The following is a 20,159-nucleotide window of genomic DNA, read 5'->3' as shown; positions in this document are numbered from 1 at the left end:
GTCGCGGTCCGTCGAACGCGACTCCAGACGGTGCGTGAACAGGTCAGAGTGCGGGAGATAGCGGGGCGAGGCATCCCCATGCCTCGCCCCGCTTGGGGAGGGCGTTCAGTGCGAGGGGGCACACCGAACGCGAGTAGCCCGGCGTGAAGGGACGCCGAACTCCTCGACCGAGGGCGCGGCGGAAGACCCGCCGCGCAGGCGGGGTGACGCTCAGGCGCAATGAGTGCGCGCGTCGCACGATGATCCCCAAGATCGCATATCCCCAGTTTGTACGCGGAACTCCGCGTGCTTCGGGAAACCGAACCCCTTCGGCTCCCCCGACCGCAAGATCCCCAGGCGGTCGAAACGATCCTACTGGATACAACCGTGAATGCGCCACATCCGACGACATTCCGGCACGGACGCCGCCCCTCCAGCACGCACGAGCGGCGACCCACAGGTGGTGGATCGCCGCTCAGGGCTTGCGGTCTTTCTTACTCGTTGCCGACGGCCTTGTCAGCGCCGTCGCGGATCTCATCGATCTTGTCCGCGGCACCGGGGGCGATCTTCTTGGCGAAGTCCGCGACGCCGTCGAGCACCTTGTCGCTGATGTCCTCGGCCTGCTCGCTCTTGACGGCCTCGGCGATCTTGTCCTTGTTCTGCTCGTACAGATCCTTGCCCTTGTTCACGGCGTCTTCGATGCCCATGTGATTCCCCTTCTGAAGGTGTGCCGCCGACCGATCGAGCCGACCACACTCATTGTGCATGTCCACCCCGGCAAACGGAACCCTCGCGTCCCGGGTCTACGACAGCACCGCGCCCCACAGGGCGGCATCGACGACAAAGGGGTCGGACCCGAAGGTCCGACCCCTTTGCGAGGAAGCAGATGCTTACTTGATGATCTTCGTGACCGTACCGGCGCCGACGGTGCGTCCACCCTCACGGATGGCGAAGCCAAGGCCCTCCTCCATGGCGATCGGCTGGATCAGCTCGACCGTCATGTCGGTGGTGTCGCCGGGCATGACCATCTCGGTGCCCTCGGGCAGCGAGATGACGCCGGTGACGTCGGTGGTGCGGAAGTAGAACTGCGGGCGGTAGTTCGTGTAGAACGGGTTGTGACGGCCACCCTCGTCCTTAGACAGGATGTACGCGGTGCCCTCGAAGTCGGTGTGCGGCGTGACCGAACCCGGCTTGACGATGACCTGACCGCGCTCGACGTCCTCACGCTTGGTGCCGCGGAGCAGCAGACCACAGTTCTCGCCGGCCCAGGCCTCGTCGAGCTGCTTGTGGAACATCTCGATACCCGTGACCGTGGTCTTGACGGTCGGACGGAGTCCGACGATCTCGACCTCGGAGTTGATGGCCAGCGTGCCACGCTCGGCGCGACCCGTGACGACGGTTCCACGACCGGTGATCGTGAAGACGTCCTCGACGGGCATCAGGAACGGCTTGTCACGGTCACGCTCCGGGTCCGGAACGCTGTCGTCGACAGCCTGCATCAGGTCCAGGATCGCCTGGGTCCACTTCTCGTCGCCCTCGAGGGCCTTGAGAGCGGAGACGCGGACGACAGGAGCGTCCTCGTCGAAGCCCTGGCCGGCGAGCAGCTCGCGGACCTCGAGCTCGACGAGCTCCAGGATCTCCTCGTCGTCGACCATGTCGGACTTGTTCAGCGCGACCAGCAGGTACGGAACGCCGACCTGCTTGGCGAGCAGCACGTGCTCACGCGTCTGAGCCATGGGGCCGTCGGTGGCGGCGACCACGAGGATCGCGCCGTCCATCTGAGCCGCACCGGTGATCATGTTCTTGACGTAGTCGGCGTGGCCGGGAGCGTCAACGTGCGCGTAGTGGCGCTTCGGGGTCTCGTACTCGATGTGCGAGATGTTGATGGTGATACCACGCTGGCGCTCTTCCGGCGCCGAGTCGATGGAAGCGAAGTCACGCTGCACGTTGGTGTCGGACGGGTACTTGTCAGCAAGCACCTTCGAGATCGCTGCGGAGAGCGTGGTCTTGCCGTGGTCGACGTGACCGATCGTTCCGATGTTGACGTGCGGCTTGGTCCGCTCGAACTTGGCCTTAGCCACTGGGTCCTCCTCAGGACGTCGTTGTAGAGGTGACCGGGCACTGGTTTGCGACCGGTTCTCTACGGGTTAGGTTCTCAGTTTAGTAGAGAGGGAATGTGAAGTTGTAGGTGTCCTGGGAGCCGGACCGGGGTCCGGCTCCCAGAAGGACGATTACTCGCCCTTGGTCTTCTGGACGATCTCGTCGGCCACTGCGCGGGGAACCTCAGCGTAGCTGTGGAACTCCATCGAGTAGACGGCGCGGCCCGAGGTCTTCGAGCGCAGGTCGCCGATGTAGCCGAACATCTCGGACAGCGGGACCTGAGCGCGGACGACCTTGACGCCTGCGGCGTCTTCCATCGACTGGATCTGGCCACGACGCGAGTTCAGGTCGCCGATGACGTCGCCCATGTACTCCTCGGGAGTACGGACCTCGACGGCCATCAGCGGCTCGAGCAGCACGGGGTTGGCACGACGAGCGGCCTCCTTGAAGCCCATGGAGCCCGCGATCTTGAACGCCATCTCCGAGGAGTCGACGTCGTGCGCTGCACCATCGACGATGGTCGCCTTGACGCCGACCATCGGGTAGCCCGCGAGCACCCCGACGTTCATCGCGTCCTGGAAACCGGCGTCGATCGAGCCGATGTACTCACGAGGGATGCGACCACCGGTGACGGCGTTCACGAACTCGTAGGTCTTCTCGGAGTCGAGGTCGAGCGGCTCGATGGTGAACTGGATCTTTGCGAACTGTCCAGAACCACCGGTCTGCTTCTTGTGCGTGTAGTCGTGCTTCTCGACGGTCTTGCGGATCGTCTCGCGGTACGCCACCTGCGGCTTGCCGACGTTGGCCTCGACGTTGAACTCGCGCTTCATGCGGTCCACGAGGATGTCGAGGTGCAGCTCGCCCATGCCCTTGATGGTCGTCTGACCGGTCTCGGGGTTGAGCTCCGTGCGGAAGGTCGGGTCCTCTTCAGCGAGCTTCTGGATGGCGACACCCAGCTTCTCCTGGTCGGCCTTGGTCTTCGGCTCGATCGCGACCTCGATGACGGGCTCGGGGAACGTCATCGACTCGAGGACGACCGGAGCCGTCGGGTCGGTGAGGGTGTCACCCGTGGTGGTGTCCTTGAGGCCGATGACCGCGTAGATGTTTCCGGCGGTGACCGAGGGAACCGGGATCTCCTTGTTGGCGTGCATCTGGAAGATCTTCCCGATGCGCTCCTTCTTGTTCTTGGTCGAGTTGACGACCGCAGAACCGGAGTCCAGGTGACCCGAGTAGACGCGCACGTAGGTGAGGCGACCGAAGAACGGGTGCACGGCGACCTTGAACGCGAGGGCGGCGAACGGGTCATTGGCGTCGGGGTGACGCTCGATGATCGTGTCGTAGTCCTTCGGGTCGTGCGCCTCGATCGAGCCCACGTCGAGCGGGTTCGGGAGGTAGTCGACGACCGCGTCGAGCATCGGCTGGACGCCACGGTTCTTGAACGCGGAACCGCAGAGCACCGGGTAGATCTCGCTGGCGACGGTCAGCTTGCGGATCGCACCCTTGATCTCGGCGACCGTGAGCTCCTCGCCACCGAAGAACTTCTCGAGCAGCGCGTCGTCGGTCTCGGCGACGGTCTCGAGGAGCTGCTGGCGGTACTCCGCTGCCTTCTCCTTGAGGTCCTCCGGGATCTCCTGGATCTCGTAGGAGGCGCCCATGGTGACATCACCCTTGGCGTCTCCGGCCCAGACCAGTGCACGCATCTCGATCAGGTCGACGACGCCGATGAAGTCGCTCTCCGCGCCGATGGGCAGCTGGATCACGAGCGGCTTGGCGCCGAGGCGGTTGATGATGGTGTCGACAGTGAAGTAGAAGTCGGCGCCGAGCTTGTCCATCTTGTTGACGAAGCAGATGCGCGGGACGTTGTACTTGTCGGCCTGACGCCAGACGGTCTCGGACTGGGGCTCGACGCCCTCCTTGCCGTCGAACACGGCGACCGCACCGTCGAGCACGCGGAGCGAGCGCTCCACCTCGACCGTGAAGTCCACGTGGCCGGGGGTGTCGATGATGTTGATCTGGTTCTTGTTCCAGTAGCAGGTCACGGCGGCAGACGTGATCGTGATGCCGCGCTCCTTCTCCTGCTCCATCCAGTCGGTGGTCGAAGCGCCATCGTGCGTCTCACCGAGCTTGTGGTTGACGCCCGTGTAGAACAGGATGCGCTCGGTCGTCGTGGTCTTGCCGGCATCGATGTGCGCCATGATGCCGATGTTGCGGACCTTGCTCAGGTCCGTGAGCACGTCTTGTGCCACAGGAGTGTCCTTATCTTTTCGAGCAGTCGTACTGCGAAGAGGGGGTGCCCGCCCCGCGGCGAGTGGCCGAGGGGCGGGCGAAGCTGTTTACCAGCGGTAGTGAGCGAACGCGCGGTTCGACTCGGCCATCTTGTGCGTGTCCTCGCGGCGCTTGACCGCGGCACCCAGGCCGTTGGATGCGTCGAGGATCTCGTTCTGCAGACGCTCGGTCATCGTCTTCTCACGACGGCCCTTCGCGTAGCTCACGAGCCAGCGCAGAGCGAGCGTGTTGGCGCGGTGAGGCTTGACCTCGACCGGCACCTGGTAGGTCGAGCCACCGACGCGGCGGCTGCGGACCTCGAGGGTCGGGCGCACGTTGTCGAGCGCCTTCTTCAGCGTGGCGACGGCGTCCTGACCGTTCTTCGCCTCGACGCCGCGGAGGGCGCCGTAGACGATCGACTCGGCCAGCGACTTCTTGCCGTCGACGAGGATCTTGTTCACCAGCGAGGTGACAATGGGTGCGCCGTATACCGGGTCGTTGGCGACGGGGCGCTTCGGGGCGGGTCCCTTACGAGGCATCTAACTCAACCCTTCTTCGCGCCGTAGCGGGAACGAGCCTGCTTACGGTTCTTGACTGCCTGGGTGTCCAGGGCGCCACGGACGATCTTGTAACGCACACCGGGGAGGTCCTTGACACGACCGCCACGCACGAGCACGAGCGAGTGCTCCTGCAGGTTGTGACCCTCACCGGGGATGTACGCGGTGACCTCGGTGCCGTTGCGGAGCTTCACACGAGCGACCTTGCGCATCGCCGAGTTCGGCTTCTTCGGGGTGGTGGTGTAGACGCGGGTGCAGACCCCGGCCTGCTGCGGGTTCGACTTGAGCGCCGGCGCCTTGGTCTTGGTGACCTTGGGCGAGCGACCCTTGCGAACCAACTGCTGAATGGTTGGCACGTTCTCTCCTCATAGTGCTGCACGGTGACAGCGTGATGGGTTTCACATCATGACCCACCGGCACGCCGGAACCGACGAGCTTTTGGTGTGATGGGTATGCCGTGGGGGCGGACCGGCATGGTGCCGGCGCCCAGCGCACACGCGGAGGCGTGCACACACCTGATCAAGTGTAATGCCGCGTAACGTAGCGGTCAAATGAGCGCAACTCCGGCCGCGCGGCCCGAGTGCAGGATCAGGGCAGATCGGGATCGAACGGCGAGTCCAGCGATTCGGTCAGCTCAGCCAGCAGTGCCTCGATCTGCGGTTCGACGTGCTGAGAGATCGCGGCCTGGATATGTATGCGATGACGCAACAGGATCCCGCAGATCTCGCGGCCGACCATGTTGGCGTACTCGTCGGCGAGGGCGACCTCCTGGCGGAGGGCGATCTTCGCCTCCTCCGTGAGCGGGGGCAGCGCGGGCAGCGCGGCGGCGGATTCGTCTGCGAGCCCCGCGATCGTGAACAGGAACGGTGCTCCGGGCACCGGATCCGGATCGAGGGGCAGCCCGTCGAACTCGGGATCGAGGTCCTCGGCCGGGCGGTAGCTGCGGGCGCGGTTCCGCGCAGCCTGCTGATCCAGCTCGCGCTGCAGCATCGGCAGATTCCGCGCCGTGTACTCCGCGACAGCGTGATCGACGATGGTCTTGATACGCGTCGAGAGGCCGTGCTGCACGCCGTGCGGCACGTTGGCACCAATACCGGCTGCGGAGAGGATCGGCGATCCGAGGCACCGGCGGCATGGCGCGACGCGACCACGATGGGTTGCCGGCTCCCAGCGCGGCACCCAGCGCAACCATGCCTCCACGGCCTGGTCCACCTGCGTCTCCAACGAGCGCTCCACCCCACCAGAGTACGGCGCGTCGCCCGTCACCGTCGCGATTTCCCGGTCCCGGCGGGGCGCGGAGGGAGGATCGCTCGGACGTCATTCCTCTTCGTCGCGCTCCCACGGCCAACGCGGATGCTCGGCGCGCGTGCGACGCAGCGCGATCCCACCCCATCCGGCGATCAGGCCCGCCAGCACGAGGACGGCGCTCGCGCCGCCTCGCACGAGACCGCCGGCGACCGCTGTCGCGAGCACGATGCTCCCGGCGCCGACGAGGACGGCGACCCATACCGCGATCAGATGGACGAGGCCGGCGACCAGCGCGATCGCGATCGTGGCGACATACGACGGATGCGGTCGACGCAGAGTGGACCACAGCACGAGCGCGAACGAGACGACAGCCGCGATCATGCCGAGCACGCCAGGGGTCTGGCCGAGATCGGGGACCGCGATGATGTCCGTGTCGGTGGCGATGCTCACGGCGCCGAGCCCGAACACCGCGAGCGCGAAGAAGCTGATGGTGGCGAGCACCACCGCCAGGATGGCCGAAACCCCCGCGGACTCGGGTCCCCGGGGGTTCGGCGTGGTGGAGTTCGTGATTACCTCGACAACGTCGGGCCGGCCTCGAGCGTGCGCTCGTACTCGCGCTGCGCCTCGGCATTCAGCTCGGTCTTGCGAGCACCGCTTCGGGCGACCCAGGCACCGAACCAGATGGTCAGCTCGCGGGCGAACACGAAGGCCGCGATCGCGAGCGGGGCGAGCATCTGCTCCCCGACGAGGTCGAGTCCCTGGCTGGCGCTGAGCTTCCAGAACGGAGCTTCGAAGAGCTGCCCGAGGATGTGGCCCCCATACGCGATGACGCCGACGATGAGGCCGAAGACGACCCAGAGGCCCCAGCGTCCACGGTTGATGACCGCACCCAGCAGCCAGAATCCGAGGAAGAACACGACGACGGGCGTCCAGAACCCCCATGTCATCAGGGGTGCGATCGCGGTCTGGCCGATGTTCTCGCCGGTCACATCTCCGGCGATGGCACCGAGTCCGAGCGCAGCCCCCAGGTAGAGCACCGCGAAGACGAGTGTCGCCAGGAGTCCGATGGCTCCCGCGGTGCCGCGGTTGCCGCGGTCACGGGGCGGTTCAGGCGCCTGGACGAAGATGGGCTGCGGCTGTGCGGCGGCAGCGGCGACGAGCGGCTCCGACGGGACGACGCGCGTCTCGACCTCATCGCCGTACTGGGCGTACGCCGCACCGGCCATCCCCGACTGCTCGTGGCCGAACGGGACGGGCTCGCCCACGACGGGCTCGGGGTAGAACGAGGTGGTCTCGGCGTCGGCCTGAGCCCTGACCTCGTCGGCGTAGTCGCGCGACGGAGCGACCGGAGCAGGCGTCACGGCCGGCGGCGGGGAGGCGAACGTACCGGGGTGATCACGCTCGGCCTCTTCGAAAGCGGCGAGGTCGGGGTCGACCGGCGTTGCGACGGGCTTCTGATCGATGCCGTCGTTCACGCCGTCGTTGTTGCCGGGAACGCCAGCACCCGCAGCCGCAGCGGCGTCCAGGCCTTCGTTCGCACTGCCGACGACGTCGTCAACGTCAGCCGGCTTCTCGGGCTGGGGAACGTTGGGGTCACTCATGGGGTGCGCCTCTCATCGGATACGTGCACTGCGAGGGTACCTCCGCGCGAACGACCGCTCGCGGAGGCGTGCCGACGTGTCGTCATACGCGGAGACGCGTCGGCATCCGCGAGGACCGGTCGTCGTGACGCGGGTTCAGGGGAGCGCGCTGCGCAGCGCATCGCCCGCGAACTGCGCGAGCACGGGGACCATCGGCAGGGACAGCCACACGAGAGCCCCGATGATGCCGACGCACACGATCCCGGCGAACCAGCTCATCCCGAGGTTGCGTCCCCCCACCCGTGCCATGGCTCCACGTTACGGCCGAAGCCCCGACAGGCTGCGGAGCAACGCCGATATCCGGCAACGGCAGCACCTGTCATCCTGCGGTGCGCCCGCGAAGTCGCCACAGCAGCCACAGCCCCGAGAGGGGGACGAGGAGGAACCCGAGGAGGATGAGGACGTGCCACTCCCCCACGCCGGGGACGAGGGGGTTGACGGCGGCAACCTCCGGGGGCGTCCCGGTCCCCGAGGAGCTGCTTCCCGTCTCCGACGAGGCGAGGGCCGTCAGCGTCGAGACCGTGAGGAACGAGATGCCGGTGACGACGAACGGCACGACGATAGCGATCGCCTTCTCCCAGGCCCTCCAGAGTGCACTCGCGCTCACGAGCGCGGCGCCGACGAACCAGCCGACCACGGGCACCACGATACCTCCGAAGCTCAACGTGAGCGCCGCAGCGATCGCGAACCCTCTCGTCGATGTCGCGGGCGGACGGGGTGTGGGCGCTGCGGCGATCGTGGGAGCACCGACGATCGTCGCCGAGGGCACCTCCGCCTGGGCTTCATCCGCGATCACGACCGGATCGCCGAGATGCGCGATGCGCGCCGCCGTCGCTTCGGCGTCGAGTCCCTGCAGCTCTTCGAGGATGCCGGCACGGATGTCGCTCGCGACACCGTGCGGCAGGTTGCGCATGGCCTCGTCGAGCCGCGCGAGGTAATCCGCACGGAGGTCGTCTGCGGTGAGCTCTGTCATGGTCGTCCCTCTCCGACGATGCCCGTGACGACACGGGCGAATGGTGTCCACTGCGCACGGAACCGCTCGAGCTGATCGGTCCCGCTGGCGGTGAGCCGGTAGTACTTGCGCACCGGACCGCTTCCGGAGGGCTGGTCGAAGGTAGTGACCCAGCCGTTGTCCTTCAGCCGCCCGAGCAGCGGGTACAGCGTCCCGATACTGGCGATCAATCCCGCGCCGGTGAGTGCGTCGGCCAGCTGCCAGCCGTACATCGGCTCACGCGCGAGCAGACCGAGCACGCAGTACTCGACCACGCCCTTGCGCATCTGGGCGCCGACGTCCGCTGTCATGCATGACAAGGTAGCATGCGAGACAAGTGAGCGGAAGCGCCGGGGAGAGGAGGACCTGGGGAGGGACGGCGGTCGCCACCGAAGGGACGACCGCCCGTGCCATCAGCCCTTCGTCGCGCCTGCCGTCAGCCCGCCCACGATGTACTTCTGCAGGAAGAGGAACAGGATCATCACCGGGATCGCGGCCATCACGGCGCCGGCCGAGAACGCGGACCAGTCTGCATACCGCGGGTTGGCAACGAGCTTGGTGAGTCCGACGACCAGCGTCTGCCGATCCACGTCAACGAGCATGACACTCGCGATCACGTACTCGTTCACGGTGCCGATGAACGACAGCAGGCCGACCACTGCGAGGATGGGGGCGACCAGACGCAGGATGATCGTGAAGAAGATGCGCGCATGACCGGCGCCGTCGATCCGGGCCGCCTCGTCGATCTCCTTCGGAATGGTGTTGAAGAAGCCGTACATCAGGTAGGTGTTCACGCCGAGCGCTCCACCGAGGTACACCAGGATCAGCCCGGTGTGCGTGTTGAGACCGATGGCGGGGAACCAGTCCCCCAGCGTCGACATGAGCAGGAAGATCGCGACCACGGCGAGCAGCTGCGGGAACATCTGCACGACGACGATCGTGACGAGACCGACCCGTCGCCCGGCGAACCGCATGCGCGAGAAGGCATATGCGGCGCAGGCGCCGATGAAGACGGTGACCGCGCCGGTGACGACGGCGATCAGCAGCGTGTTGAGGAACCAGGTGCCGTACGGGTTCTGCGGGTCGCTCAGGATGCGCACGTAGCTGTCGATACCGATCGCGGAGAAGAGCTGGTTCGAGCCCGTCAGCGTCCCCTTCGGGTTCAGCGAAGCGGAGACGACGTAGAGCAGCGGGAACAGGGCGAAGGCGCTCACGACGATCGCGACGAGGTGTCGCCATCCGGTGTCGGCGAACCACGCGCCGAAGCTGCGGCGCCGCGGAGCGAGGTTCTGCAGGTCGTCGGTGGAGCGAGTGTCGGCGGATCGCCCGGTGGTGGGGCTGTGGGTGCTCATGTCAGTTCAGCTCCTCGAGGGCCTTGGTCTTGCGGAAGCTGATGATCGAGATCGTGGCCACCACGATGAAGATCAGGATCGTGAAGGCCGACGCCAGACCGTAGTCGCGCGTCTGCCCCGTGAAGGCGACCTTGTAGACCATCGAGATCAGGATGTCGGTGTGCCCGACGGGGATCGACACGTCGCTGAAGCGCGGACCGCCATTGGTGAGCATGTAGATCAGGTTGAAGTTGTTGAAGTTGAACGCGAACGACGAGATCAACAGCGGCGCGACGGTGACCAGCAGCAGCGGCAGCTTGATCCGCCGGAAGACCTGCCACGGGTTCGCGCCGTCCATCACCGCGGCTTCGTTCACATCCTCGGGGATGCCCTGCAGGGCGCCCATGCAGACGAGGAACATGTAAGGGAAGCCGAGCCACAGGTTCACCAGCAGCACAGACACCTTCGCGAGCACCGGGTCGGTGAGCCACGGGATCGCGGCCCCGCCGAAGATCACCTGGTTGATGAAGCCGAAGCTCTCGTTCATCATCCCGGCCCAGACCAGCGCGGAGAGGAACGCGGGGAACGCGTACGGGAGGATGAGGATGATCCGGTATCCGTTGCGGAATCGCATGCGGGTGTTGTTGAAGACGAGCGCGAGCAGGAGTCCGAGGAAGAACGTCGTCGCGACAGAGATCAGCGCGAACGCGAAGGTCCACAACGTGACCGAGATGAGCGGCCCGCGGATCGACGAGTCGGTCACCGCGCGCACGAAGTTGTCGAACCCGACCGTCGTCTGCCATCCGGGGAGGAGCTGCTCTCCGCCTTCGGCCGTGAAGGCTCCGTCACCGGTGTCCGCGTACACGGTGCCGGTGGTGGTGTCGGTGATGGTGTCCGCGGCCTCGTCGTATTCGAGCGTCGAGACGTACAGATAGCCCTTCTGCCCGTCGGGAGCCCGCAGGCTGCCGTCGTTCGGATCATCACTGAAGGGGACCGAGAGCTTCTCCAGCTCTTCGGAGAGGGTGAAGACGGTCGCGAGCGGGAGCGTGGTCCAGCCATCGACCGCGACGGCCTTCCCGCCCTCGAACCGGGCGTCGACCTCTTCCAGGGGCTGCTCCGCGGTGCCGAGCAGCGCGTCGCCGGACTCCGGATCGGTCGCGAGCAGCCCGTAGGTGCCGAACTGCTCGACCACCGTGACGGGGTAGGTCGGCGAATCCTCGACCCGCTCCTGGGCCGAGGCGAGGAGCGAGGAGATCGCCTGGTCCTTGGTCCCGTTGTGACCCGTGCCGTAGTTCGTGAACCCGATGTAACCGGTGTAGAGCAGGGTGAAGACCTGGAACACGACCAGGAAGATGATGCCAGGCGTGAGGTACTTCGCCGCGATGCGCTTGCGGGAGAAGTAGATGTAGTTGACGAGGACGGCGACCACGACGACGACGCCGAGGATCACCCATTCCTGATGGGCGAAGAGCACGAAGGCCGCATACAGCGCGATCGCGTCGACCACCGCCAGCAGGAGGATCTTCAGCAGCATCCAGCCGATGGGTCCGGACGCGGCCTCCGCGATCTTCGCGGCCTGGCGCTGGCGTCTGGTCGGAGGAGCTGTGCGCTCGTCGGTGTCTGTCATGTCGTCCTCGTCATGATCCTGCCGGGGCGGACGAAGACGCCCACCCCGGCAGAGTCAGTGTTCTGGCTGTTACTTGATCGCGGCGGTCACGTCGTCGACGAGCTTCTGCCACGTCGTCGTCGGGTCCTCGCCGTTGATGATCGCGGCCTCGGCCACGCCCCAGTACTGCCAGACCGCGCCCATGGCCGGGATGGCGGGCATCGGGACGGCGTCGGCGCCGACGGCCTGGAATCCGGCGATGATCGGATCGGCGGCGGCGGTGTCGGCTGCGGCGGTCAGGGCGGGCAGGATGTTGCCGGCCTTGAACAGCTCGAGCTGCACGTCTTCGGTGCCGATGTAGTTGACGAGGAAGTCGTTCGCCGCGACCTTGTTCTTCGACTCGGAGCTCACGAAGAAGCCCTTGACGCCGGCGAACGGCGAGGCGGTCTCACCGGTCGGGCTCGGGATCGGGTCGATCGCGACGTTGATGCCCGCGTCGGTGGCCGCGCCCACGTTCCACGGACCGGTCAGCCAGAAGGCCGCGGTGCCGTCGAGGAACTGCTGCTTGGCGATCTCGCCGTCGACGTCGGTGTTCAGCACGCCCGCTGCGCCCTGCGCGCCCAGCCAGTCGGCGAACGCGAAGCCGCCCTCACTGCCCAGCTGGAGGTCGGTGGAGTCGTAGCTGCCGGTGTCATCGGTGCCGAACACCGGGGCCCCGAAAGCGGTCTGGAACGGATACAGGTGGTACGGGTTGCCCTCGGTGCCCTGCTCCACGACGAACGTGCCCTTCGAGACCATGTCGTCGAAGCTGGTCGCGGCGGCGGGAACGAGATCGGCGTTGCGCAGCACCGCGATGTTCTCGACGGCGTACGGAAGCATGTAGACGGTGCCATCGTAGGTGGCGGCCTGCAGGGCGACGGGGAGGTAGTCCTCGGAGCTGTCACCCAGCTCGATCGGCGCGACCACTCCGTTCGTGGAGAGCTCACCCAGCCAGTCGTGCGCGCCCATGACGATGTCGGGGCCCTTGCCGGTAGGGACCTGCTGGATGAAGTCGTCCTTCATGTCGTCGACCGACTTGCCCGTGAGCTCGACCTTGACGCCGGTCTTCTCCTGGTAGGCGTCTGCCGCGCCCTGCAGTGCATCGACGCGCTCGGCATCGACCCAGACGACCAGCTTCCCGCTGTCGTCGGAGCCCGAGGTGTCGTCGCTGCTGGTCCCCGTGGAGCAGCCGGCAAGCGTCAGAGTCGAAACGATGGCGATCGCGCCCGCGGCGACGATGCCCCTCTTGTTCACCTTCATTGGTGTGTGCCTCTCTCAGTGCTGATCACCTGCAAGGACTGCAAGCGCTTACAGTATGCATCGAAATCGACGCCGTTTGCAATGAGAGTGGGCGTCGATATCAACCCGTGACCGAGAGAAGGGTGGCCGTCAGGTGTGAAAACGCTTCCACCTGCGGAGAAGAGGTCGCCCCGTAGACTGCCGACATGGCTGATGGTTCGCTTCGCATCGCGCGGATGACGGCAGGGATCGTCCTGGCGTTCTCCGCTGCTGTCCTCAGCGGGTGCACCGCGTTCGCCACCGGCTACGCCGTTCTGGACCGTGAAGCCGAAGGCGCAGACGCCCTTCCGGACGCGTTCATCGAGCAGGACCCCGCAGACATCGCCGACCTTTCGTCGGCGCGGTACGTCGGCGAGCATTCCGGCAGCTCGCTCTGGCTGTTGCGCGGGGTGGATCAGGGCTCTGTCTGCATACTCGCCTATCGGGACGAGACCGCAGGGATCATGGGGTGCGGCAGCGAAGGCGGCCCCGTCGAGATGAGCGGCCCCGCCGGCCATTTCGTGACCGTTCCGGACGACTACCCCACCCCGGACGGAGCCACCCGGATCTCCGACAATGTGTACGCGCTGAGCCCCTGAGTAGGATGAAACCATGGCTGACAGTTCATTTGACATCGTCTCGAAGGTCGACCACCAGGAGGCGGAGAACGCCCTGAACCAGGCCCGCAAGGAAATCGAGCAGCGCTACGACTTCAAGGGCACCGGTGCGTCGATCGCCTGGAGCGGCGAGAGCATCCTCATCATCGCGAACACCGAGGAGCGGGCCAAGGCCGTGCTCGACGTGTTCCAGTCCAAGCTCATCAAGCGGGGCATCTCCTTGAAGAGCCTCGAGTCGGGCGACCCGTTCGCCAGCGGCAAGGAGTTCCGCATCGTCTCGACACTCAAGGACGGCATCTCCTCGGAGAACGCGAAGAAGATCAACAAGATCATCCGCGACGAAGGCCCCAAGGGAGTCAAGAGCCAGATCCAGGGCGACGAGCTGCGCGTGCAGTCCAAGAGCCGAGACGACCTGCAGTCGGTCATCGCACTGCTCAAGGGTGCCGACCTCGATCTCGACTTGCAGTTCATCAACTACCGGTAAGCCCCCGCGACACGTCGCGGGGAGGGGGTCGGGTGCAGCGCACTCGGCCCCCTCTCTCGTCATTGTTGGATTGCATACCGATATATGGGTTGCGGTGCCCAAGACTGGGAGTGGTCGACTCAATGCGACCGATGACGCGAACGCCGCATGACGCACTGCCGTCGTAGGGCTACGCGATCTCGGGATTGCGAGCTTGCCCTCGTGGGGACGAGGCCGCGGCAGTTCCATGCGCTCGCGTCTTCGGTGGCCGGCGGATGCCCTGCATCCGCCGGCCACGGAACCGCGAGCAAGAAGACCGCAAGTAAGAAGAGCCCACCTGAGTCACGCTGCGCGCCCCCACGCGGTTCGCGGACTCGGGTGGGGCTGTTGGCATCCGATGCGACTTCATGATGTAGTTGCCCTCCCGGGCGAATCATGGGGCGCTCGGGATCAGAAGGACAACTGGGGGCAGGTCCATGGCGAGTATCGGATCGACGAACATCGGAGAGAGCAAGCAGCTCTTGGCCGAGGAGGTCTTCCACCACATCGGAAGGCAGATCATCGACGGCACGTTGGCAGAGGGTGAGCGCATCCGCGATGTCGACGTCGCCGAAGAGCTGCATGTGTCGCGCACACCTGTTCGAGAGGCGCTTCAGCGCCTGGAGCGACTGGGAATGGTCACGATGTACCCGAGCCGGTACACCGAGGTCACGGCGGTGACGCCCGAGACGATGGCGCAGTCGCTCGAGTTCGCGGGGTATCAGGCCGGAATCGCGGCGCGACTGGCGGTGCCGAGGCTCACGGCGGCTCAGCGCGAGCATGTCATCACGCTCGTCGCCGCGATGAATGCGTCATTGGACGACCTGGCGACGACCTCCGGCGCCCGTTGGGCCGTGTTCTCGTACCTGGGCTCGCACAGCGGCAACGAGCAGCATCGCACACTGATCGACGATGCGAGCATGGTGCTTTTCCGCAACCTTCGGGACTGGGTGGTTCCCGCGTCCGATCGGGCGCGGATGGGGCAGGTCTACGACGATTTCCGCGACGCCGTGCGCGATGCCGACGGCGATGGAGCCGAACGCCTGGTCAGGGCGATGTACTACCTGTGAGCCCCGTCACAGCGCCGCGCGCCAACCCGTGACCCATCTGTCCAAGCGCCGGTAGGCGTCCTCCCGCGCGTCGTGTCGGGAGAGGAAGACGTCGTGGAGCGCGCCGTCGATGCGCTCGACGGTCACACTGGGACCGAGGCGGAGTGCCGCACGCGCGATGTCGTCGACCACCAGCACCGAGTCGGCGGAGGTGAGATCGTTCGACCAGCGCGTCGGCGGCACGAATCGTGCCGAGAGCAGCACACATACCGGTGCGGTGATCGACAGCCCCGCGGCCACCGTCTTGTGCCCGGAGAGCACGGCGTGCAGCCACCCCGCGTACACCGCCATGGTCTGCGCGGGGCGCCACACCGGGTTGACCTCCATCGGGTCGTCGGGATCGGCGACCTCCTGCTGCGCGCGGGTGTAGAAGCCGAGGTCGATCTGCGGTGCGGCCTCCATCGGCCGGATACGCGCCTGCAGCTCGACCATCGGCGCGATCGCGGCCCTCGCCGGCGCGAACTGGAATTCCAGCCAGGGGCTGTTGAGGATCACCGCGTCGGCCGCGCCCGGATGCCGGGAAGCCCACAGGCTCAACGTCAGGCCGCCCGTGGAATGCCCGAGAAGAACGAGTCGTCGATCGGATTCGAGGCCGCCCTCACCTCGACCCATCCCATCCAGCGCCGCCCCGATGTCCTCGTCGTAGATGGCGAGGTCGGCGATGTAGCCCGGGGTCTGCCCGTCGCGGAGGCTGCGACCGTACTTGCGCAGGTCGAGGGCGAAGAAGCGGGCCCCCCGAGACGTCCAGAATCGAGCGAGCCGCTTCTGGAAGAAGTAGTCGGACCAGCCGTGCACGTACAGCACATCGACTCCGTCGAGAGGCGGACGATTGCCGCTCGCCCGCGCCCACAGACCGGGCCTCTTCGGCAGCGCACGCACCAGAGTCGCCACCACGGGGCCCTGATCGTCCGTGCCGAGATCGAGTGTCAGCTGCTCGAACTCGTCGCCCAGGACATCAGGGATCCACTCGGCCATGCGTTCCTCCCCCGTCGTCGCCAGGCTAGCCGAGAGCGCGACCGCTCGGGGGAAGGCCGACCGCGACCGCGCTATTCGCCGCGCGAGACGCGGACCATCTCGTCGCGCGGGACCACCTTCACGCGGGCGCGCTCCTCCGGGGCGCCGAGAGCGATCTCGTGCTCGTCGAGGCGGTGCCAGCCATCGAGGTCGGTCCAGCGCACACCGCGCTCCTGCAGGAGTTCGACGATCGCCTCCTCCGAGGGGTCCTCCGGGTGCCACCAGGAACCCTGATCGTTGATGATGTGGCGCACGGTCTCCATCGCATCGGACTTCGTGTGCCCGATCAGCCCGACCGGGCCGCGCTTGATCCATCCGGTCGCGTAGATGCCGGGCACGCGGTCGTTCGAGTCCTTCGCGAGGACCTGGCCCTCGCGGTTCGGGATCACCCCGTGCTTCTTGTCGAACGGAACGCCGGGAAGCGGGGATCCGAAGTAGCCGATGGCACGGTAGAGAGCCTGCAGGGGCACCTCGCGCAACTCGCCGGTGCCGACCGCGCCACCCTGGCCGTCGGGCCGGGTGCGCTCGTACACGAGAGCCGCGACGCGACCGTTCTCGTCCTTGCGGACCTCGACCGGCTTCGCCCAGAAGTGCAGATGCAGACGGCGCGATGCCGTGCCTCCGGCGTTGTTGACCGAATCCCGTTTGCGCCACGACTGCAGGATGCGATCGATGACCATGACCTGCTTGTTGCTGGCGACCGCGTCTTTGGCGGCGTCGTCGTAGTCGAAGTCCTCGTCGTAGACGACCATGTCGACGTCGCGCAGCTCGCCGAGCTCGCGCAGTTCGAGCGGGGTGAACTTGACCTGCGCCGGCCCCCGCCGCCCGAACACGTGCACATCCGTGATCTCGCTGGCCTTGAGGCCCTCGTAGACGTTGGCCGGCACCTCGGTGACGAGCAGGTCCTCCGCGTGCTTGGCCAGCATGCGGGCCACGTCGAGCGCGACGTTGCCGTTGCCGAGCACGCCGACGGAAGCGGCGTCGAGCGGCCATTCACGCGGCACGTCGGGGTGGCCGTCGAACCAGCTGACGTAGTCCGCCGCCCCGTACGAGGCGACGGCATCGATGCCGGGGATGTCGAGCGAGGTGTCACGGATCGCACCGGTCGCGAAGATCACCGCGTTGTAGTGCTTCTTGAGGTCTTCGAGGGTGATGTCCTCGCCGAAGCGTACGTTGCCGAACAGGCGGATGTCACCGCGGTCCAGCACGTCGCGAAGGGCGGTGATGATGCCCTTGATGCGGGGGTGGTCAGGGGCGACGCCGTAGCGCACCAGTCCGTACGGCGCGGGGAGTTGTTCGAAGAGGTCGATCGAGACGTCGAACTTGCGCTCCGCCTTCAGCAGGATGTCTGCCGCGTAGATGCCGGCGGGGCCCGCACCGACGATGGCCAGTCTGAGCTTGGTCATGGGAGGTCCTTTCGTATGCCGTCGCAGCCGGTGCCCGCGGCCCGAAGGGCCGCCGCGCGGAGTCAGCTGGAGCGTTCGGCGAGGGTCTCAGCGAATCGGGTCAGCGCCTCGCGCACGGTTCCGCGCGGGAGAGGCCGGAGAGCGTCGACGGCGTCTCGCGTCCACGCGTGGGCGAGCTCGAGGGTCTTCTGCGTCACGACATGGTCGCGCAACTCGTCCAACGGGCCGTCGAGGATGGCCGGGTCCGCGCCGTCGGCGATGAGGGCGACGCCGTCATCGATGCGCGCCGCGAGGTCGATAGACGCCTCGTCCCCCTCCGCCTTGAGCAGCAGATACGGCATCGTCGGAACGCCGGCGCGCAGGTCGGTGCCCGGCACCTTGCCGGTCTCCTCGGGCTTCGCGGAGAGGTCGATCACGTCGTCGAGCAGCTGGAACGCGACTCCGATCTTCTCGCCGTACACGCGCAGGGGCTCCTCGTACTCCGAGGGAGCGTTCGAGAAGATCACCCCGCCCTGCGTGGCCGCGGCGATCAGGGAGCCCGTCTTGTCGGCGAGCACCTGGATGTAGAACTCGATCGGGTCGTCGCCGTCCTGCGGTCCCAGGGTCTCGTGCATCTGACCGAGCACCAGACGCTCGAACGTGTCGGCCTGGAGACGGATGGCACGCTCCCCCAGCCGCGACATCAGCTGGCTGGCGCGGGAGAACAGGATGTCGCCCGTGAGGATCGCGATGTTGTTGCCCCACACGGCATGCGCGGCGGGAACCCCTCGGCGGCGGTCGGCACCGTCCATCACGTCGTCGTGGTACAGCGAGCCGAGATGCGTGATCTCGAGGGCCTTCGCGACGTCGATGACCTCGGTGGTGTTGCCGTCGCCGAGCTGCGCGGCGAGGAGCGTGAGCACGGGGCGGATGCGCTTCCCACCCGCCTCGTACAGGTAACGGCTGGCGGCGTCGGCCAGCGGGTCGGCGACGCGGACGTCGTCGGCCAGGCCGGTCTCGACGAGCTCCAGCCCGTCTTCGATGGCGCGCGCGACACGTCGGGCGGCAGGGCCGATGAAGACGCGATCGCTGAAGCCGAGACGGCTCGCCAGTCGCGAACCCGGGGCGATGGGGCTCGAAGTCACGTTCTCAGCCTACCTTCGTCGGATGTCGAGGTTTCGCCCGAGAGACTCACTCCGGCTTGCGCGCTCTGTGCAGGGCCACGATGCCGAACGAGAGATTGCGGTAGGCGACGTCGCTCCAGCCCGCCTCGCGGATCCAGGCGGAGAGCCGCTTCTGGTCCGGCCACTCGCGGATCGACTCGTTCAGGTAGTCGTAGGCCTCGCCGTTCGTACCGGCGACGCGGGCCACCCGCGGGAGCACCTGGGCGTTGTAGAAGCGGTAGGCACTGCGGAAGAGCTTTCCCGGCGGGGTCGAGAACTCGTTGATCACGAGCCGTCCTCCGGGCTTGGTCACGCGGTAGAGCTCGCTCAGCGCCTTCTTCGGATCGTTCACGTTGCGCAGCGCGTACGACATCGTGACCGCGTCGAACGTCGCATCCGGGAACGGAAGATCCGTGGCATCGGCCTGCACGAACGACAGGTTGCGCATGGCGCCGTGCCGGCGCTCGCCCTCGGCGAGCATGCCGGGAGAGAAATCGGCCGCGACCACCTGGGCACCGCTCCGCGCAAGGGACGCCGACGACGAGGCCGTGCCCGCCCCCAGGTCGAGGATCCGCTCCCCCGGCTTCGGAGCGACCGCTCGGGTGGTCGCCGCACGCCACAGCACGTCGTTGCCGAAGGTCATCGCGGTGTTCGTCCGGTCGTACCCTGCGGCGACCTGGTCGAACATGCCGCTGACGCGGGCGGGGTCCTTGCCGAGATCGGCGCGGTTCTTCTCGTTCGAGGTCACGAGTTCAGTCTAGGCGCGAGGCCCAGCGCTTCGAGGCGGTCGAGCCAGGGATCGGCGGTCGCATCGTCGAACGGCGCGACCCGGGCCCGCACCCGCTCCTCGAGGTCGAGCGCGAGGGCTTCCAGATGCGCCATGACATCGGTCGGGTAGCCGTAACGGGCACTGTGGTCGGCCCATTCGTCGCGGTCGTCGACCCACGTTCCCCGTTCCCCTTCCACGCGCACCACGTCGAGGTCCATGTCGATCCCGGTCGCCAGCAGCGGATCATCGGACCAGCGGATGTCCCACCCCAGATCGATGTAGATGCGCATGCCCTTGCGGTGACGGCGATTGACGGTGAGCGCATGGTCACCGCTCGCCGGGACCAGGGTGACGTTCGGACCGCCCGCGTGGAACTCGGCGCCGGGGCGCACACTGTGCCATCCGACGGGCTGCCCGATCCAGTCGCCCCACTCGTCGGCGCCGAGATAGACGCACTCGTGCCGCCAGTGCGGCGAGCCATCCCATTTGCGCCATTGGAAGACCATCTCGGTGCCGGGTGCAGGACGTGCGTCGCTCATCCGCTCACCCTACGACCACGCGGATCC

General features: G+C 66.8%; 22 protein-coding genes. 3 read left to right on the top strand and 19 right to left on the bottom strand.

The features are described 5' to 3' along the window. Window positions 1–473: 473 nt before the first annotated feature. The 14 genes from ACLFA2_RS12745 to ACLFA2_RS12680 form a co-directional block, all read right to left on the bottom strand. A complete protein-coding gene (locus ACLFA2_RS12745) occupies window positions 474–686 on the bottom strand; it encodes a hypothetical protein (protein WP_021201124.1) in 213 nt (70 codons plus the stop codon). 183 nt (window positions 687–869) lie between these two features. After that, on the bottom strand, window positions 870–2,060 hold the full coding sequence (gene tuf / locus ACLFA2_RS12740) for an elongation factor Tu (protein ID WP_017829210.1): 1,191 nt from the start codon (window positions 2,058–2,060) through the stop codon (window positions 870–872). A gap of 150 nt (window positions 2,061–2,210) precedes the next feature. Beyond that, on the bottom strand, window positions 2,211–4,325 hold the full coding sequence (gene fusA / locus ACLFA2_RS12735; protein ID WP_021201125.1) for an elongation factor G: 2,115 nt from the start codon (window positions 4,323–4,325) through the stop codon (window positions 2,211–2,213). A gap of 87 nt (window positions 4,326–4,412) precedes the next feature. After that, complete coding sequence (gene rpsG / locus ACLFA2_RS12730) at window positions 4,413–4,883, bottom strand: 30S ribosomal protein S7 (protein WP_426621421.1); 471 nt, start codon at window positions 4,881–4,883, stop codon at window positions 4,413–4,415. Between the two features lie 5 nt (window positions 4,884–4,888). After that, window positions 4,889–5,257: a 30S ribosomal protein S12 gene (gene rpsL / locus ACLFA2_RS12725; protein ID WP_017201609.1), complete on the bottom strand. Its 369-nt coding sequence runs from the start codon at window positions 5,255–5,257 to the stop codon at window positions 4,889–4,891. Window positions 5,258–5,489: 232 nt separating this feature from the next. Further along, window positions 5,490–6,137: a hypothetical protein gene (locus ACLFA2_RS12720; RefSeq protein WP_029258210.1), complete on the bottom strand. Its 648-nt coding sequence runs from the start codon at window positions 6,135–6,137 to the stop codon at window positions 5,490–5,492. Window positions 6,138–6,218: 81 nt separating this feature from the next. Continuing rightward, a complete protein-coding gene (locus tag ACLFA2_RS12715) occupies window positions 6,219–6,650 on the bottom strand; it encodes a hypothetical protein (RefSeq protein WP_031207980.1) in 432 nt (143 codons plus the stop codon). 68 nt (window positions 6,651–6,718) lie between these two features. Then, a complete protein-coding gene (locus ACLFA2_RS12710) occupies window positions 6,719–7,750 on the bottom strand; it encodes a hypothetical protein (RefSeq protein WP_021201128.1) in 1,032 nt (343 codons plus the stop codon). A gap of 135 nt (window positions 7,751–7,885) precedes the next feature. Continuing rightward, window positions 7,886–8,038, bottom strand: coding sequence for a hypothetical protein (locus tag ACLFA2_RS12705; protein WP_021201129.1), 153 nt, complete (start codon window positions 8,036–8,038; stop codon window positions 7,886–7,888). Window positions 8,039–8,108: 70 nt separating this feature from the next. Continuing rightward, on the bottom strand, window positions 8,109–8,762 hold the full coding sequence (locus tag ACLFA2_RS12700) for an HAAS signaling domain-containing protein (RefSeq protein WP_029258213.1): 654 nt from the start codon (window positions 8,760–8,762) through the stop codon (window positions 8,109–8,111). After that, entirely contained in the window at window positions 8,759–9,091 is a 333-nt protein-coding gene (locus ACLFA2_RS12695) for a PadR family transcriptional regulator (protein ID WP_036271430.1), read from the bottom strand. The genes ACLFA2_RS12700 and ACLFA2_RS12695 overlap by 4 nt, the downstream gene beginning before the upstream one ends. 102 nt (window positions 9,092–9,193) lie before the next feature. Next, on the bottom strand, window positions 9,194–10,132 hold the full coding sequence (locus tag ACLFA2_RS12690) for a sugar ABC transporter permease (protein ID WP_426621420.1): 939 nt from the start codon (window positions 10,130–10,132) through the stop codon (window positions 9,194–9,196). A 1-nt stretch (window position 10,133) separates the two neighbouring features. Beyond that, on the bottom strand, window positions 10,134–11,738 hold the full coding sequence (locus ACLFA2_RS12685; protein ID WP_029267387.1) for an ABC transporter permease subunit: 1,605 nt from the start codon (window positions 11,736–11,738) through the stop codon (window positions 10,134–10,136). 69 nt (window positions 11,739–11,807) lie between these two features. Further along, a complete protein-coding gene (locus ACLFA2_RS12680) occupies window positions 11,808–13,016 on the bottom strand; it encodes a sugar ABC transporter substrate-binding protein (RefSeq protein ID WP_167255598.1) in 1,209 nt (402 codons plus the stop codon). Window positions 13,017–13,201: 185 nt separating this feature from the next. Between ACLFA2_RS12680 and ACLFA2_RS12675 the strand changes: the two genes are divergently transcribed. The 3 genes from ACLFA2_RS12675 (at window position 13,202) to ACLFA2_RS12665 (ending at window position 15,223) form a co-directional block, all read left to right on the top strand. Beyond that, window positions 13,202–13,633: a hypothetical protein gene (locus tag ACLFA2_RS12675; protein WP_322954854.1), complete on the top strand. Its 432-nt coding sequence runs from the start codon at window positions 13,202–13,204 to the stop codon at window positions 13,631–13,633. Window positions 13,634–13,646: 13 nt separating this feature from the next. Continuing rightward, a complete protein-coding gene (locus tag ACLFA2_RS12670) occupies window positions 13,647–14,135 on the top strand; it encodes a YajQ family cyclic di-GMP-binding protein (protein ID WP_017829222.1) in 489 nt (162 codons plus the stop codon). 455 nt (window positions 14,136–14,590) lie between these two features. Then, entirely contained in the window at window positions 14,591–15,223 is a 633-nt protein-coding gene (locus tag ACLFA2_RS12665) for a GntR family transcriptional regulator (protein ID WP_021201136.1), read from the top strand. 6 nt (window positions 15,224–15,229) lie between these two features. On the opposite strand, the gene ACLFA2_RS12660 is transcribed toward ACLFA2_RS12665, so the two are convergent. The 5 genes from ACLFA2_RS12660 to ACLFA2_RS12640 form a co-directional block, all read right to left on the bottom strand. Continuing rightward, window positions 15,230–16,237: an alpha/beta hydrolase gene (locus ACLFA2_RS12660; protein WP_021201137.1), complete on the bottom strand. Its 1,008-nt coding sequence runs from the start codon at window positions 16,235–16,237 to the stop codon at window positions 15,230–15,232. 71 nt (window positions 16,238–16,308) lie between these two features. Then, window positions 16,309–17,682 carry an FAD-dependent oxidoreductase gene (locus tag ACLFA2_RS12655; protein WP_029258219.1) on the bottom strand — a complete coding sequence of 458 codons (1,374 nt, stop codon included), beginning with the start codon at window positions 17,680–17,682 and terminating at the stop codon, window positions 16,309–16,311. A gap of 62 nt (window positions 17,683–17,744) precedes the next feature. Then, entirely contained in the window at window positions 17,745–18,806 is a 1,062-nt protein-coding gene (locus ACLFA2_RS12650) for a polyprenyl synthetase family protein (protein ID WP_021201139.1), read from the bottom strand. Window positions 18,807–18,852: 46 nt separating this feature from the next. After that, window positions 18,853–19,572, bottom strand: coding sequence for a class I SAM-dependent methyltransferase (locus ACLFA2_RS12645; protein ID WP_021201140.1), 720 nt, complete (start codon window positions 19,570–19,572; stop codon window positions 18,853–18,855). Further along, the gene (locus ACLFA2_RS12640; RefSeq protein ID WP_021201141.1) at window positions 19,569–20,132 is read right to left on the bottom strand and encodes a hypothetical protein; all 564 of its coding nucleotides are present in this window, start codon (window positions 20,130–20,132) and stop codon (window positions 19,569–19,571) included. The genes ACLFA2_RS12645 and ACLFA2_RS12640 overlap by 4 nt, the downstream gene beginning before the upstream one ends. Window positions 20,133–20,159 lie beyond the last annotated feature (27 nt).

It is taken from the genome of Microbacterium sp. As-52, assembly GCF_049949185.1.
GTDB lineage: Bacteria > Actinomycetota > Actinomycetes > Actinomycetales > Microbacteriaceae > Microbacterium > Microbacterium maritypicum_A.
This window is presented reverse-complemented; position numbering and strand designations above follow the sequence as displayed.